General features: G+C 35.9%; 13 protein-coding genes. 4 read left to right on the forward strand and 9 right to left on the reverse strand.

Features of this window, described 5'->3' with window-relative positions:
- Positions 1-136: 136 nt before the first annotated feature.
- Positions 137-1,579, forward strand: a complete 1,443-nt coding sequence (gene ccoG, locus DRF57_RS05445; RefSeq protein WP_052188495.1) for a cytochrome c oxidase accessory protein CcoG — start codon at positions 137-139, stop codon at positions 1,577-1,579.
- Between the two features lie 69 nt (positions 1,580-1,648).
- Here the strand turns inward: ccoG and DRF57_RS05450 are convergent, their stop codons facing one another.
- From DRF57_RS05450 to DRF57_RS05460, 3 genes are all read right to left on the reverse strand, one after another.
- Positions 1,649-2,530, reverse strand: a complete 882-nt coding sequence (locus DRF57_RS05450; protein WP_115917286.1) for an AraC family transcriptional regulator — start codon at positions 2,528-2,530, stop codon at positions 1,649-1,651.
- Positions 2,531-2,659: 129 nt separating this feature from the next.
- Positions 2,660-5,350 (reverse strand): reprolysin-like metallopeptidase, encoded by a 2,691-nt coding sequence (locus DRF57_RS05455; RefSeq protein WP_115917288.1) that lies wholly within the window; start codon positions 5,348-5,350, stop codon positions 2,660-2,662.
- A gap of 291 nt (positions 5,351-5,641) precedes the next feature.
- Positions 5,642-6,430, reverse strand: coding sequence for a hypothetical protein (locus tag DRF57_RS05460; protein ID WP_084086099.1), 789 nt, complete (start codon positions 6,428-6,430; stop codon positions 5,642-5,644).
- A 423-nt stretch (positions 6,431-6,853) separates the two neighbouring features.
- Here DRF57_RS05460 and DRF57_RS05465 point away from each other — a divergent pair, with 423 nt between their 5' ends.
- Together DRF57_RS05465 and DRF57_RS05470 are read left to right on the forward strand one after the other, a co-directional pair.
- Complete coding sequence (locus DRF57_RS05465) at positions 6,854-7,198, forward strand: MerR family transcriptional regulator (RefSeq protein WP_047485652.1); 345 nt, start codon at positions 6,854-6,856, stop codon at positions 7,196-7,198.
- Between the two features lie 188 nt (positions 7,199-7,386).
- Positions 7,387-8,655: a helix-hairpin-helix domain-containing protein gene (locus tag DRF57_RS05470; RefSeq protein WP_115917290.1), complete on the forward strand. Its 1,269-nt coding sequence runs from the start codon at positions 7,387-7,389 to the stop codon at positions 8,653-8,655.
- A 126-nt stretch (positions 8,656-8,781) separates the two neighbouring features.
- Here DRF57_RS05470 and DRF57_RS05475 read toward each other — a convergent pair whose 3' ends face one another.
- The 6 genes from DRF57_RS05475 to DRF57_RS05500 all read right to left on the reverse strand — a co-directional run bounded on the left by DRF57_RS05475 (position 8,782) and on the right by DRF57_RS05500 (position 13,978).
- Positions 8,782-10,005: a YncE family protein gene (locus DRF57_RS05475; protein WP_123863285.1), complete on the reverse strand. Its 1,224-nt coding sequence runs from the start codon at positions 10,003-10,005 to the stop codon at positions 8,782-8,784.
- A 327-nt stretch (positions 10,006-10,332) separates the two neighbouring features.
- On the reverse strand, positions 10,333-11,055 hold the full coding sequence (rluF, locus tag DRF57_RS05480; protein ID WP_084086101.1) for a 23S rRNA pseudouridine(2604) synthase RluF: 723 nt from the start codon (positions 11,053-11,055) through the stop codon (positions 10,333-10,335).
- Between the two features lie 68 nt (positions 11,056-11,123).
- On the reverse strand, positions 11,124-11,822 hold the full coding sequence (truB, locus tag DRF57_RS05485; RefSeq protein ID WP_115917291.1) for a tRNA pseudouridine(55) synthase TruB: 699 nt from the start codon (positions 11,820-11,822) through the stop codon (positions 11,124-11,126).
- Positions 11,823-11,865: 43 nt separating this feature from the next.
- Positions 11,866-12,684 carry an undecaprenyl-diphosphate phosphatase gene (locus tag DRF57_RS05490; RefSeq protein ID WP_047485661.1) on the reverse strand — a complete coding sequence of 273 codons (819 nt, stop codon included), beginning with the start codon at positions 12,682-12,684 and terminating at the stop codon, positions 11,866-11,868.
- 95 nt (positions 12,685-12,779) lie between these two features.
- A complete protein-coding gene (locus DRF57_RS05495) occupies positions 12,780-13,076 on the reverse strand; it encodes a DUF3098 domain-containing protein (protein ID WP_174772348.1) in 297 nt (98 codons plus the stop codon).
- Positions 13,077-13,078: 2 nt separating this feature from the next.
- Complete coding sequence (locus tag DRF57_RS05500; protein ID WP_115917293.1) at positions 13,079-13,978, reverse strand: cell division protein FtsX; 900 nt, start codon at positions 13,976-13,978, stop codon at positions 13,079-13,081.
- 91 nt (positions 13,979-14,069) lie between these two features.
- Between DRF57_RS05500 and rsmA the strand changes: the two genes are divergently transcribed.
- The gene (gene rsmA, locus DRF57_RS05505; RefSeq protein WP_047485667.1) at positions 14,070-14,840 is read left to right on the forward strand and encodes a 16S rRNA (adenine(1518)-N(6)/adenine(1519)-N(6))-dimethyltransferase RsmA; all 771 of its coding nucleotides are present in this window, start codon (positions 14,070-14,072) and stop codon (positions 14,838-14,840) included.
- Positions 14,841-14,947: the final 107 nt, after the last annotated feature.

The following is a 14,947-nucleotide window of genomic DNA, read 5'->3' on the forward strand; positions in this document are numbered from 1 at the left end:
CATATTAGTAGTGGGAAGATATAATTCGGAGCTTTGCAGTAGTAGGATCAATAACTTTTTTCATAAAAAAAATGTCCTAAAAACAAAATTGATTTTACGATACAATATTACCTTAATACTTTTATAGCATACGATAATGAGTGCAGAGTCCAACAATATCAAGTCTTTAGAAATCGAAAATGAAGATTTTAGAAATTCAGTAGGAACAATGGATGAAACGGGAAAAAGAAAATGGATCTTCCCGAGAAAGCCCAAAGGAAAATATACCAATTACCGGAATTACACCAGCTACGTTTTGCTTGCTTTGTTTTTTGGGTTGCCTTTTGTAAAAATCAATAACAATCCTTTTCTGCTTATTAATGTTATTGACGGGAGATTCTTCATTTTCGGACAGTCTTTTTATCTTCAGGACTTTTTTATTCTTGCTTTAGGAGCTGTAACGTCGGTTATTTTTGTCATGCTCTTCACAGTGGTTTTCGGAAGAATATTCTGTGGCTGGCTGTGTCCCCAAACTCTTTTTATGGAAATGATTTTCCGTAAAATTGAATACTGGATTGAAGGTGACCGAAATAAGCAGATGAAGCTCGACAGACAGGAATGGGACACTGAAAAAATAAGAAAAAGGCTGACAAAATGGTCGGTATTTCTTTTCATATCGCTGGCTATTTCTCACTTTATGTTCATGTATATCGTAGGGTATGAAGAGGTTTTCCGTATTATGAGTGAAGGTCCGGCTGAAAACTCACTCAAATTTACGGCTATGATCTTTTTCACGATGACCTTTTACTTTGTTTTTGCATGGCTTCGTGAGCAGGTTTGCACACTGGTTTGTCCGTACGGAAGACTCCAGGGGGTTTTAATTGATAAGCAGACTATTAATGTATATTATGATTTTAAAAGAGGAGAAGGCCGCTCAAAATGGAGAAATAATGAAGACCGAAAAGCTGCCGGAAAAGGAGACTGTATTGATTGTAACCAATGTGTAGTGGTTTGCCCTACTGGAATTGACATCAGAAATGGCCAGCAACTTGAATGTGTCAACTGTACAGCATGTATTGATGCCTGTGATGAAGTGATGGACAAAGTAGGTATGCCTAGAGGACTGGTTCGTTATGCTACAGAAGCAGAGATTGAGAACAGGGAAAAGTTTACATTCACTTCAAGAATGAAAGCGACCACCGTTTTTCTGGCTTTACTCATTGGATTCCTTGGATTTTTAATGTACGACAGAGGATCCATGGAGGCCAAGTTCATCAAACCGGCGGGATCTACGTTCTTTATTAAAGACGGTAAAATTACCAATACTTTTATTTATACCCTTCTGAATAAGTCTAATGATAAAAAAGTATTGACAATTAAAGTCATAACGCCTGCTCATGCAGAAATCACTTATTTCGGATCTGAAAAAATCATTTTAAAAGGAGATCAAATCCTTAAGGGGAACATCAATATCACCTTCCCTGAAGAAGATATTAAGTTTTCAAAACAAAATATGGTCATTGGAGTTTTTGATGAAAAAGGAAAAATGGTAGATTCATTTGAGACTACTTTTGAAGGACCATTTAAGCTGGTGTTATAGGTTGCAGGTGACTGATGAGAGACAGTAATACGAAGATGGAGCGTCACCGGCAACTTTATATGATACAATTTACACCTTGTATTCCTTAATAAACTGAGTAGGGGTCATTCCGGAATTTTTCCGGAATACTCTTACAAAGTAGGAATATTCTTCATATCCCAATCTGAAAGCAACTTCAACAAGGCTTTCATCAAGATACATCAGCATTCTTTTGGCTTCCAATACTACTCTTTCTGTGATGACGTCTGTAGCTGTTTTCTGAACAACAGTCTGGGCAATTCTATTGAGGTGCTTGGGTGAAATACCTAATAAAGAAGCGTAATAAGCAATCGATTTTTCATCGGGAAAGTGTTCTTCAATTAAATTTTCGAAATCCTGATAATGCTTAAAATAAGAAAGCCCCGCCGAGGAATCCACTCTGTCAAAATCTTTTGAAAATAATCGTGTGGCATTGATAAAGATCTGAGACATCAATGAAAGCATCAATCCTTCTTTCATAATATTCTTCTCCCGGTATTCTTTCTCCAGCTCCTGGAATAAGTGTATATTTTGTTTGAGTTCCAGGGTATCCAGCTGAAGTTTTCTTGGAAAAGAGACTGATCCGAAAAATGGAAAATTTCTCAGCTTCTGATTCACATAGTGCATTTCGTAAAACTCCTGAGAACAAAAGAAAATATATCCTTCAATATCTGCAGAAAGCTCCCAGCTATGAATCTGCCCGGGAGACAGAAAAAAGAGACTGCCTTCAGAAACTTCATATTTTTGAAAATCAATTTCATGAAACCCTGTTCCTCCGGTAAAAAGAACCGCTGCATAAAAATCATGTCTGTGTGGTTTTTCGATATGCCGATGCCCTACAACCAGATGATTTTTCATGGTATTAAAATAAAAGTCTGAAGCATTTCTGCCAGCTTGAAAAAGATCAATATGAAGAACTGAAATCGAATTCATCACCTGCTATTTATAAAAGAAAACGGATTGAATATTGATAAAAGTAGTATAAATAAAGATAAGCCGCAAATTTCAAATAAAAAAGGACCGGTATAACCGATCCTTCTTCTCTTTACATTCAATAGTCTTTTATTTTATGACCAGTTTGCTATTGTATGTCCCTTTTAAAGAATTGATGCTTATAACATACACTCCTTTAGGCACATTCACATTAAACTCTTTAGTTTGATCTCCTCCACTCTGATAAGCTGAAGAATAAATCAATCTTCCGCTTGAGTCAAACATATTTACTTTCACTTCTCCTTTTAAGTTTCTGGACTTCACAAAGAAATGCCCATCACTAGGATTAGGATAAATTTTAATATCATCACCTAAAGAAGTCGTTAGTTCTTTGGTTCCTAAATTTTGGGTTTCCTGAGTACATACCTGAAGAGACCAGCCTGTGACACTGCCTGCACTACCCGGATTATTATCCGAAGCAAACAAATTCCATGTTCCCTGCGCTTTATGTCCTTTAAAAATAGCTAAAGATTCATATGATTTATTCTCTCCCTGAACTGGTGAAGCACAAACAACATTGGCCCCTGCATCACTGAATGTAGCAGTAATCCCTGAGTTATTCGCACAGCTACGGTTCCAGATAAGAGCAGAAGTTCCTACCGGGCTTTCAATTCCAATAGAAAGATGTCTTATGTTTGGATGAGTAACAGTTGGAGTGACTTTAATTTTGGTAATTGTTCCATTGTTGCTAACCATTAAAGGAGCTTTTACAATAGGTGATGAAATATTAGCCCCGCCAGGTCCATCTGTAATTGCTACCGGAGTACCACTATAAGTATAAGTTGTACAATTTTCACCAGTCACAGTATAATCGATGACAAAACTTGGAGTCATTGCATAATATATATTACCTACTGCTTCTATCATAATATAAGCATTGGATGAGGTAGAACCTGCGGGTATTGTCACTCCCTCACTACCATCATTAGGGGTATTGGCAACAATCGTAATAAAGGTCTGCCCTCCATCTGTAGATAATTTAATATTTACATTGGCTGTATTAACCGGCGCTGCGTTTGTACCAGCAACATCCCAGGTTACAGCAAAAGCTCCTCCTGAAGATAATGATTGTCCAAATGTTGGAGCAGTCACCTGAAAAGGACCAGAACCTCCAAATACAGTAACCGTAGATACAGCTTGCCCTATCTGGGGCTGCAGAGGATTATTATCTCTTACCGACATATTAAAGTTAAGAGGCCTTGCCACACTGGAAACAGATTCCCATCGGGTCGTTAACACACCGGACAATACAGTATTAAAATCAGGAAAATATCTTGCTGGAGTAGTGATTGGTGTCTTTGATCTGAAAGTAGGCCCCGAAGGCTTTGTAGGAAAAGCATAGGAATTGGCTGACATTTCTGCGGTAGCTGCCTGATCCGTTTGCTCTACTGTGTAGGTATAGGATGCTGTATTAGCATCAGTTGTTGTTCCTTTTAAAACAAATGGAGTTGACTTCGGGATTGTATAATTTCCACCAAGTGTTACTGAAGGTGCCGGATTTGTAAATGGTGTATTTGTACCACACATAGCTGCATTTACAACACTTTTTATTTGATTAATACTATTGATATGATAATAATCATTAGAATTAAATTGAACATCCAAGTTTCCTCCTATGATTCCTGTATAAGCCATAATAGTGGTACCACTGGCCGGTTCTACTTTTTGGTCCGCCTGGCCTGTATGGGAAGTATATGTATGCCCGGCACCTAACTGATGTCCCATTTCGTGAGCAACGTAGTCTATATCGAAAGTATCACCTTCTGGGAAATTGCACGAAGTATAGCCTGCGGCTTTTATATCTTCACATATCACACCTAATGAGGCTACACCATTTGCATTTCTTTTGTCAACCAAATGTCCCATATCATAGTCTTCAGCAGGAATACGAGCAGATATGGCATAATATGCACCTGCATTATCATAGTCATTGGTATCATCTGCATCCGTTTCGTCAAACGGATCTGTTGCCGGATCCAGAAATACAATAGCATCATTACTAGCAATCAGATTAAAATGTAATGACAAATCTTTTTCAAAAACGCCATTCATTCTGGTTAAACTAGCATTCATAGCAGCGATAATCACAGCTTTTTTCTGGACATCTGTTGCTGTCGCCGGAGTTCCTGCTGCCGTTAAGTGATATTCAGCATATTCTCCGGTACAGGATAATGCCATTCTGAATATATTAAAACCGGCAGTTCTTTTATTCGCAACACCGTTTTTTTTTTCAACAGAATTCCTCTTCATATCATCTACGGTAGAACATTCGAAAGGTTCTTTATCCTGCCCTCTTCTTGCGTTAGAATCAAATACAGCATATACTGTTCTGTCTTCCGTATAAGGTTCAATAAATTCTGATATTCCGGATCGTGTAATCATGGATGAGAATCCTACCGGAGAAAGACTGAATCTCAGATATACGGAAGGGTCTTCTATTCCTGTTCCTACATATGATTTAATATCCGGAAACTTTGCCTGTAATTCCGGAGCCATATTGGAAAATTCCCAAACCTGAAATCTTTCTAATTTTCCATTAGCGGTAGGAAGTGAAATAACAATTCCTTTTTCATTTGAAAAACGGTCAGGTGCTTTTTGTAAAGTTTGTCTAAGCTGAGCAGTATCTAACAGATACAGAGCGGAAAACTCCAGTTTTTCCTGATATTTTTTTACTTTCTGAGCTCTCAGCTCAGTTCTTGTCCACTGTGAAAATCCTGAAAAAGGGATCAACAGTATAAAAATAAAGAAATAATGTTTCATTTAATTGTAATTTTTTGTGTATCACTAAATTACATAAAAAATTAATTGATTGAAGTTTTTTCACGATATTATGAATAAATCGCGTCTTAATTGAAGTAATCAAGAGGATAATTTTTAATCAATATCGATTTTTACAATATTTTTTCTGGATTTAGTGACAGAATTATTTTAGAAACAATCCTCTTTACAATGATACAGTATGGTATTCAAGGTTTCTATTTTCAAAAGATGCCTGGGTAGAGTCATAATATTCAGCTAAATATCAATGAATAATAGACGCATATTGATTCTTTATTCTCCTACCAAACGTTCAACAAATATAGTAGCCTGTCGGGGTAATGCAGCAATATTATTTCCCGCATCTGCCGGTAAATTGCCATTAAACACGATAGATATTCTATATACGTCTCCTACCGAATTCAGTGATAAAACAGTACTACCGGAGTCTCTTGTTTCCGGGTTATACTCTAAATTAAGGACAGTATATGGAGAAGTTGTATCATCAAAAGGAACTCCCTTTATTGTTCCTGAATAAAACCTCGTTCTAAACTCCCCACTTTGATCTCCTGGCTGTGTGGTATCATCACTACTCAAAAAATTAGATCTCCTTACCAGCATAGAATTGCCTGTCCAAACACTGCCTATACCTGACGTATTAAAAAATTTGAATTCCAGTTTTCCACCGACTCTCCTTTCGCAATTGATTCCAAAAATAATTCCACAAGATGAATTATTTCTATACCTGATTGATATATTTCCTATATCCACCGCTTCTGTAAGATAATTAAAGGTGCCGGGAATTTCAACTTTTTTTGCTACAAATTTTATTGTCTTAATTGTTGGCGTTTCAACATCAAATTTTGCTATAGGAACATAGTCTACATCTCCCTGGCTATTACCCACTAAAACCCGGTCATATACATTTGTACTGTCCTTTTTATCAGCAAGTGAACGTATTCTAAGATTTCCGTTCACATCCAGACTCCTGGTAGGAGTTACTGTATTAATACCAACTTTACCAATTTGCCCAAAAAAATGAGTATATGCTAATAGGCATAATAATAAAAAATTTATTTTCATAACATTATTTTTGTGTTTATTCAAAAAATTATAACAGCGTGTTTGCCTTAAAATTTTTAATTAAGATTTTTTTATAAATTTAATTAAGAATATTAATTATTAGAAAAAAAGCAGATACTACACAGGTACTTCACTATTCACAAATAACTAACAACCAACAACATACACCACATCCATAATACATAACGGATCCATCCGAATAACCCAAATGCTCCAATCCAACTATCTATATTTTTATGAATAGTGCTAAAACCTGTATTTTTTACTATTCAAACTCATAGCAACATGAATAAAGTAATCCATTTTTTCCTTTACAGCTTTATTCACATGGCCTTATATAAGGTAAAAGTCTTCCAACACTTTAAAGATATATTTGGTTACAACTTTAAAAAATTTTTATCTTTGAGGTTTAGGAGTTGTAAAATGAAAATAAATTTACCTGACAAACTGTATTATTCTATAGGAGAAGTTGCAAAAGCATTCGATGTAAACACTTCATTAATACGTTATTGGGAACAGGAATTCCCAATTATCAAACCTAAAAAGAATAGAAAAGGTAACCGCTATTTCACTCCTGAAGATATCAAGAACCTCCAGATGATCTACCATTTGGTAAAAGAAAAAGGCTATACGCTTGACGGCGCACGTGTTGCTTTGACTACCAACAGCAAAATTTCCGAAACCATTACGCTTATTGACAGGCTTGAATTTGTAAAAGCTGAACTTATCAAGCTGAAAGAATCTTTGGGAGAAAGAGATTCTGAATAATCCTTATCCTCATAAAAGTATAGCTACAGATTTTTTTCGTTGTTATACTTCTTATGAACCTTTAAATAATTCTAATTTTAAGGCTTTTATATGCATTTTAAAAGCTATTAAAAGGAATTTGTATGGTAAAATAGTTCATTTAATAGCCAGCCATTGCCTGGTCTTATTTTTATCAATAGGTTTACCTTATGATGAGAAAAAGCTATTATCGGAAACTGGCGTTTATGGTTTTGCTGTTGACCATCCTATTCGCCTACCAGAAATACACCAGCAGGGAAAAGAAATCTTTTCCCGAAGTGAAATTTATGATGGAGTCTTCTGCTCCCGTCAGTTTATCTGATTTTGATCCCAATACATTAAGTAAAGAACAGTGGCAACAGCTGGGATTCACAGAAAAACAGGTATCCACCATTCTTAAATACAAAGATATAGTGGGAGGCCAATTTGTTTCGAAAGATCAGTTGGAAAAATGCTATGCTATTTCTGAAGAGAAATTCAGTGAACTAAAATCCTTCATATTACTTCCCGAAACAAACGAAAAAAGCAACCCTCAAAATAGTAATCGTTTTGGAAAGAAAGCAATGGTTATTTCCGGAAAATTGAACCCTGATAAGCTTTCTGCCAATGATTGGGTAAAAATAGGATTCAGTGAAAAACAGGCTGAAGCTATTTTAAAATATAAAAATTATCTGGGAGGCAGCTTTATCAGCAAAGAGAAGTTTAAAGAATGTTTTATCATTTCTGCCGAAAACTATACTCAACTGGATCCCTATCTCTTATTACCGGCAAAAACTCCTGAAAACCTTAAGAATCTACATAGAAATACCGTTCTAAAATCTAAAATATCGTATCATCCCTTTGATCCCAACACCTTGGATGCAGAAGGTTGGATGGCAATGGGATTTTCTGAGAAACAGGCCAATGTTATTGTTAATTATCGAAAACGGAATCTGGAAGAAGGGTTTAAAACAGCGGAAGATCTGCAAAAGTGTTTTGTAATTTCTGCCGAAAAATTTCAGGAATTAAAGCCTTATATCCAGATAAAAGAGAAGATAAAACAACAGGAACAGACGGATTTTACAAAAACGAACCTCAACGCGATAACCTTTAAACAGCTTTTGGAATTTGGACTGGATGAAAGAAGTGCAGGATCCATCATTGGATTTAGAAAAAAGCTGGGCGGTTTCGTGAATAAGCAACAGATTCTGGATACCTACAATATTGATAAGGAATTGGTTCAGAAGCTGATTTCCATATGTCCGTTGGATACCTCTGCTGTTCCCAAATATTCTTTAGCAGAAGCTCCCGAAGACTGGCTTAAGAATCACCCGTACTTTAAATATTCAGCAGACAAAATCATCTTCTACCGCATTACCTATCCTGATGATAAAAAAATATGGAAGTTTCTGAAATTAAAGCCTGAATATGAGGAAAGAATGAAATTATACGTAAAATAACATAAGTCTGGAAAATTGAATTTCAACTACTTATGGCTTTGGGAGATCAATTGATCTCCGATAAAACTATCCCAAAAAAGATCTATATTTTGGGATAATTTTTACTGTAAAACACTATTCTCAATTTTAGTGATGCATATAATTGCTGGGGCCATTGGTTCCCTCAATGGATTCCGGTAATATGCCGTATCGGGTACGTAAGTTGACAGTCCCTAAGTTTTTTCCGGTATTGATATCAATTATACTAATGGTGCCGGAATTTAAGTTGGGAATATTTAGTAAATTATTCTGTACGGCTACCACTTCTTTTCCTGATTTGGTTTTGAAGAAAGCCATATGATGTGCTCCTTTATCCGCAGTAAAAGTTTTCAGCAGTTTTAGCTGAGGAAGATTGCTTAAGTCGAAGACAAGGACTTTTCCGGGATCTGCAAAACTTACATATAGTTTGTTTGTATCATCAATATACATTTCGAGCGCCCAGCCTAATCCTTGGGTACTTCCTTCAAACACTTTAGTAAAAGCATCATATTTTTTGGTTACAGTATTATATGGAGCGATCCAGATATCACCTCCAAGCATGGTGGTCGCAAGAGCATATTGTGGAAATTTTCCGCGTAGTAATAAAACCTCAACAGGACTGGACATATCTGTTGGAGAGTCTGCAACCTGATAGGTCTCCTTTAATTCATAGGTATTAAGGTCTAGTAACGTACAGGTATTCCCCATTCCGGTACTAAGATCCGGGTGAATGGTTGACGTTACCATCATTAATCCTTTTTCTTCATTAATGGAGATCCCATGGGGATACATTATAAATTGATTCGGATTGTCTTGAATGGGTGCTTTAATAGTTTTGATCAGCTTATTGTTATCAGCGTTAAAAACGCCTATGCTACCATCTTTTGGACCTCCTGCCCCTCCCATAAAGGTCATAAAATATCTTCCGTCATTGGTGAAAAACAAATTTTCACCTACTGTATTTTCACCTGTATCAATAGGTGTCGCATTAATTAATTGGGGCTGCCCCTTTTGATCTCTTTCGGTTTTTATCTGATAAAGATAGCTGCCTCCCAAAGCAGTGGTAAACATTTTTTGTTCAGTATGATTATAATAAATGTGGTGAGGCAGTACCCCCACGCCCAATTCAAGCTTACTACTGATGTTTCCAAAATTGGGCGCTTCAGGATCCAGCTCTATGACAGCAAGCCCATCAGGCAATCCCTGTAAACTTCTGTAGTCAATATAAAACAAAGAATCATGGGGAAGATCCGGGCTGTGATTATCATTGTGACAATTAGTAAGTGTTATCAAAATAACAAATAAAAGAGCTACATTAAATTGTAATTTCATGATTTTCAGGTTATAGTTGTTGTTATTATAAATATAACACATTTTCAATGAAAAGTAAAATATATTACACCACTAAGTGAAAAACAATTAAATAACCTGAGATTCCGGAATAAAAAATAATCTTATAACTTACAACCTTATAGGTTTTAGAAATCTATAAGACTTAACCAAGCTACTCTTTGAAAATCATTAAACAACAAGAGTTCACCTATAAACTCAGGTGTTTTTGTATACAATAAAATATATGTATGCTACAAAACTTTGTAAGTAATGTAGGAAAAAGATCAAAAAAAAGAAATTGGAACTGCTAAGATAGACGTATAGATCTTAGTCGATCGTTTTATTAGAATCTATCAATAAAGTGTTTAGAGTATTAAGTTCTTCATCAGTCAAATCTCTCCATTTTCCGATAGGGAGATCCAGTTTAATGTTCATGATACGGATCCTTTTCAGCTTTTTCACCTCATAACCGAGATATTCACACATTCTTCGGATCTGTCTGTTCAGCCCCTGTGTAAGAACAATCCTAAAGTTCATATCATCAATTTTCTCCACTTCACATTTTTTGGTCACTGTATCTAAAATAGGGACCCCATTTCTCATTTTCTCCAGAAACCTTGGGTTGATAGGCTTATCTACCCGAACAATGTATTCTTTTTCGTGGTTGTTTCTCGCTCTGAGGATTTTATTGACGATATCACCATCGCTGGTTAAAAGAATAAGCCCTTCACTGGGTTTATCCAATCTTCCGATAGGGAAAATCCTTTTAGGATAATTGATATAATCTACAATATTATTTTTTTCACGTTTGGTGTCTGTCGTGCAGACAATACCTACCGGCTTGTTGAAAGCAATATATACCGGCTTATCCTCCTGTTCTCTGATAGGCTTTCCATCTACTTCTACTACATCTTCATCTGAAACCTTCGTTCCCAGTTCAGGAATTTTACCATTAATGGTTATTCTTCCTTCTTCCAAAAGTTTATCCGCTGCTCTTCTTGAGCAGAACCCAACTTCTGATAAATATTTATTAATACGTGTTTTTTCCATTAATCTATCCCGTAACCGTTATCATTTTTATTGCCCACTGAAATGAGTATACCTTATCCATTCTTTCTTTACATTCCTTCAAATCGAAAATCATTGTTCAAAAACTGATCTGTAGCATCTTCAATTTTATAATCACCGATCTTAGTACGTCTCAACTGAGTCAGGTAGGCTCCTACTCCAAGCTCCTGTCCTATATCATGAGCCAGGCTTCTGATATAGGTGCCTTTTGAACAACCTACCATAAAACTAACCAAAGGAAACTCAATCTTGATATCTTTGATGTAATGAATGGTTGTTTTTCTGGATTTCATTTCAACTTCCTCTCCTGCTCTGGCAAGATTATAAGCTCTTTGACCATCAATCTTTATGGCAGAATAAACGGGTGGCTTCTGCTCAATTTCTCCTACAAATTTTTCCAGTGCTTCTTTTACCAGTTCTTCTGATACAGCTGAAATATCCTGCTGAAGAATCTCCGGCTTTTCGGTATCATAAGATTCTGTCTGTACCCCAATTTTAATTTCTGCCCAGTATTCTTTTGGGGCATCCTGGATTTCGGGAATATTCTTTGTGAATTTCCCACAGCATACGATAAGAAGTCCTGTTGCTCTGGGATCTAATGTTCCGGCATGCCCAATTTTAAATTTCTTGGGAAGGTCAAACTCACGTTTAAGTTTATATTTCATTTTATTGACAGCCTGGAAAGACGTCCAGTCCAAGGGTTTGTCTAATAAAAAGGTATATCCTGATTTCAGTTCTTCAGCGGTCATGAATGGTAGCGACTAAGCAATTAATAATGAATGAATGTTTTGTTTATTTAAAGAAATAAAAATAAATCAACAAGGCTACACCTACAAAAATACGGTACCAACCCCAAGGTTTGAAACCATATTTATTCAGCACTCCAATGAATGCCTTAATTGCAATAAGAGCTACAATAAATGCCACTACATTCCCTACAATAAAGATCATGATGTGATCCTGTGAAGCCATAATCATTTCGTATCCTTTCTGTGGATTTCCGGTTTCTTTCCCCCATGTTTTCACAAACACAGAATATACTGTTACTGCCAGCATCGTAGGAACCGCAAGGAAGAAAGAGAATTCAGCCGCTGCTTTTCTTGTAAGCCCCTGAGCCATTCCTCCAATAATAGAAGCTGCACTACGGCTTGTTCCCGGCATCATCGCAAGACATTGCCAGAATCCAATAGTCACTGCATTTCTTATGGTAATTCCTTTTTCATCATCAATTTTAGGATTCTTAAACCATTTATCCGCAAACAGTAAAATAACACCTCCCAGTACCAATACTGAAGAGATAGCAATCTGATTTCCAAGAATGGCCTCAATTTTATCATCAAATAAATACCCTAAAACCAATGCAGGTACTACGGCAAAACCCAGCTTAAAGTAAAACTGAATATTTTTTAAATCAAAAAACTTTTTCCAGTAAGCCACTACTACAGATAAAATAGCTCCAAACTGAATAGATACCTGAAACATCTTCAAAAATTCATCTTCAGGAAGCCCCATCAGGTTTGCAGTGAATCCCATATGTGCGGTAGAAGAAATCGGAAGATATTCCGTAAGCCCTTCTACAATAGCAATAATAATTGCGTTAATTAAATCCATATTCTTTCAAAAAATTAAAAGATTAAGAGATTCTGAAGCTTAGAATACGTGATTCTAAATTCCTAAATCTCTTAATCTCTAAATATAAATTATTTCTATTTTCTTTTTAAAATAGCATATACTTCTATTGCAAAACCAATGACTACAAACAGAGGTGCTATCCTGATCCTTCTAATAGAAAAAATGCCATCGTTCCATGAGTTGGGGTCAAGTTTACCGTCTACTGTATTAGCATCCGGGCCCATCATCAGTAGAAAACCACCTACGATAAATGCAAGACCTATCAACATCCATTTGAAGTTCTGCTGTCCGAAATAAAAGGAGTTTTCCTGTGGTACTTCCACTTCTCGGCCGAACTCCGTAGCGGAAAATTTATTTGTTTTTTTGCTCATTGTTAAGAGTAATATAAGTCGTCAACGTTTGATCTTAAGAATCTCCAGGTTGCAATAATGGTACTTAGGACAGTAATAAAAATTCCTACTCCGAATACCAGTAGCACAAGCCATACATACTGTTGATTATCCTGTACAAATGCTGATCCAATCTGGTTGGTAAAGTAATACCAAACTCCAAATAAAGCTAAAAGACCAATCAGAGCACCAATAGCTCCTAAGACAATAGCCTCAATAATGAATGGCTTAAGAATAAATCTTCTTTTGGCCCCCACCAGCTGCATAGTCTTAATGATAAATCTCTTAGAAAATATTTTCAGACGGATCGAATTGTTGATCAATACAACAGCTAACACCAGGAACAGAACTGAAAATCCTAAGATCCACTTTAAGATTCTGCTCAGGTTATTGTAAACATCCACCATCAATGTACTATCATTTTTAACATCTACAATACCAGGCACAGATTTGATTGCCTTAATGGCTTCATCAATTTTTGCAGGATCTACATATTCAGGTTTTAAAGCAATTTCGATAGATGAAGGGAAAATGTTTTCTTCAAACAACGCATCACTATCGATACCCATACTTTTCTTGGCTTCTTTTGCAGCCATACTTCTTGAGATATAGGTAGCTTTTTTTACAGGAGCTAAGGTCTGTACCTTTTTTAAAGTTTCTTCCTCCAGTTTCGCAATCTTTACAGAATCTTTAGCGTCATAGTTTTGATCAAAGTAGGCATTCACTACCAATTGTTCTTTGATATAGTCAGAATACTTCTGGGCATTAATCAGAATAAGCCCCATTAAGCCTAACAAAAATAACACTAAGGCAATACTTATCACTACTGTAATATTGCTGGACCGAAGCCTTTTCTTATTAAAATCATCTACAGATTTAGCCATTAATATTAAAATTTTTGGCTAAAATAGAAAAAATCTTCCGAAATTTGGGACGAAAAAGAGAAAATCACTGTTAATAAAATCATAAAAAACTTTGAGTGTAAAAGCAAAAAAACATCTTGGTCAGCACTTTCTGACAGATGAAAACATCGCAAGAAAAATAGTAGAAGGTCTTAGTTTTGAGAACTATACCAACATTATGGAAGTAGGTCCCGGAATGGGAGTTCTTACCAAGTATCTTCTAGAAAAAGATCAGAATATTTATCTCGCAGAAATAGACACGGAATCTATTGAATACCTGAAAAAGAACTATTCCAGTATTACAGAAAATACTTTTGTAGGAGATTTTCTGAAACAGGACTTCAATTTTATCAAAGATGAGCAGATTGCTATCATTGGAAATTTCCCTTATAATATTTCTTCACAGATATTATTCAAGATCGTAGATTATTATGGACTGGTCCCTGAAATGGTAGGGATGTTCCAAAAAGAAGTTGCCGAAAGAACAGCGGCTGTACCCAGAACTAAAGATTACGGTATTCTTTCCGTTCTGATTCAGGCCTATTATGATGTAACGTATCTGTTTACAGTTCATGAAAATGTTTTCAACCCACCACCGAAAGTAAAATCCGGAGTAATCAGGCTTACGAGAAATCCGAAGGAAGGTTTAAGCGGTAATGAGATCTTATTTAAACAGATTGTAAAAGCAGGATTCAACCAGAGGAGGAAAAAGCTTTCGAATGCATTAAAAGTTTTGAATATACCTGAAGCATTGAAAACCCACGAATTCTTAGACAAAAGAGCGGAAGAGCTTAGTGTCTCAGACTTTATAAGCTTCACCAAGCTTTGGAAAGAAAATCAATAGCGTATACTCACTGTTTTATATTCCATTAATTTTTTAGTTCAGGTATAAAACAACAAAGTCTGTCTAAATCTATTTTGATTACAGTAAAAAAGCCTTTCAGATGTACT

Source organism: Chryseobacterium rhizosphaerae (assembly GCF_003385455.1).
GTDB lineage: Bacteria > Bacteroidota > Bacteroidia > Flavobacteriales > Weeksellaceae > Chryseobacterium > Chryseobacterium rhizosphaerae.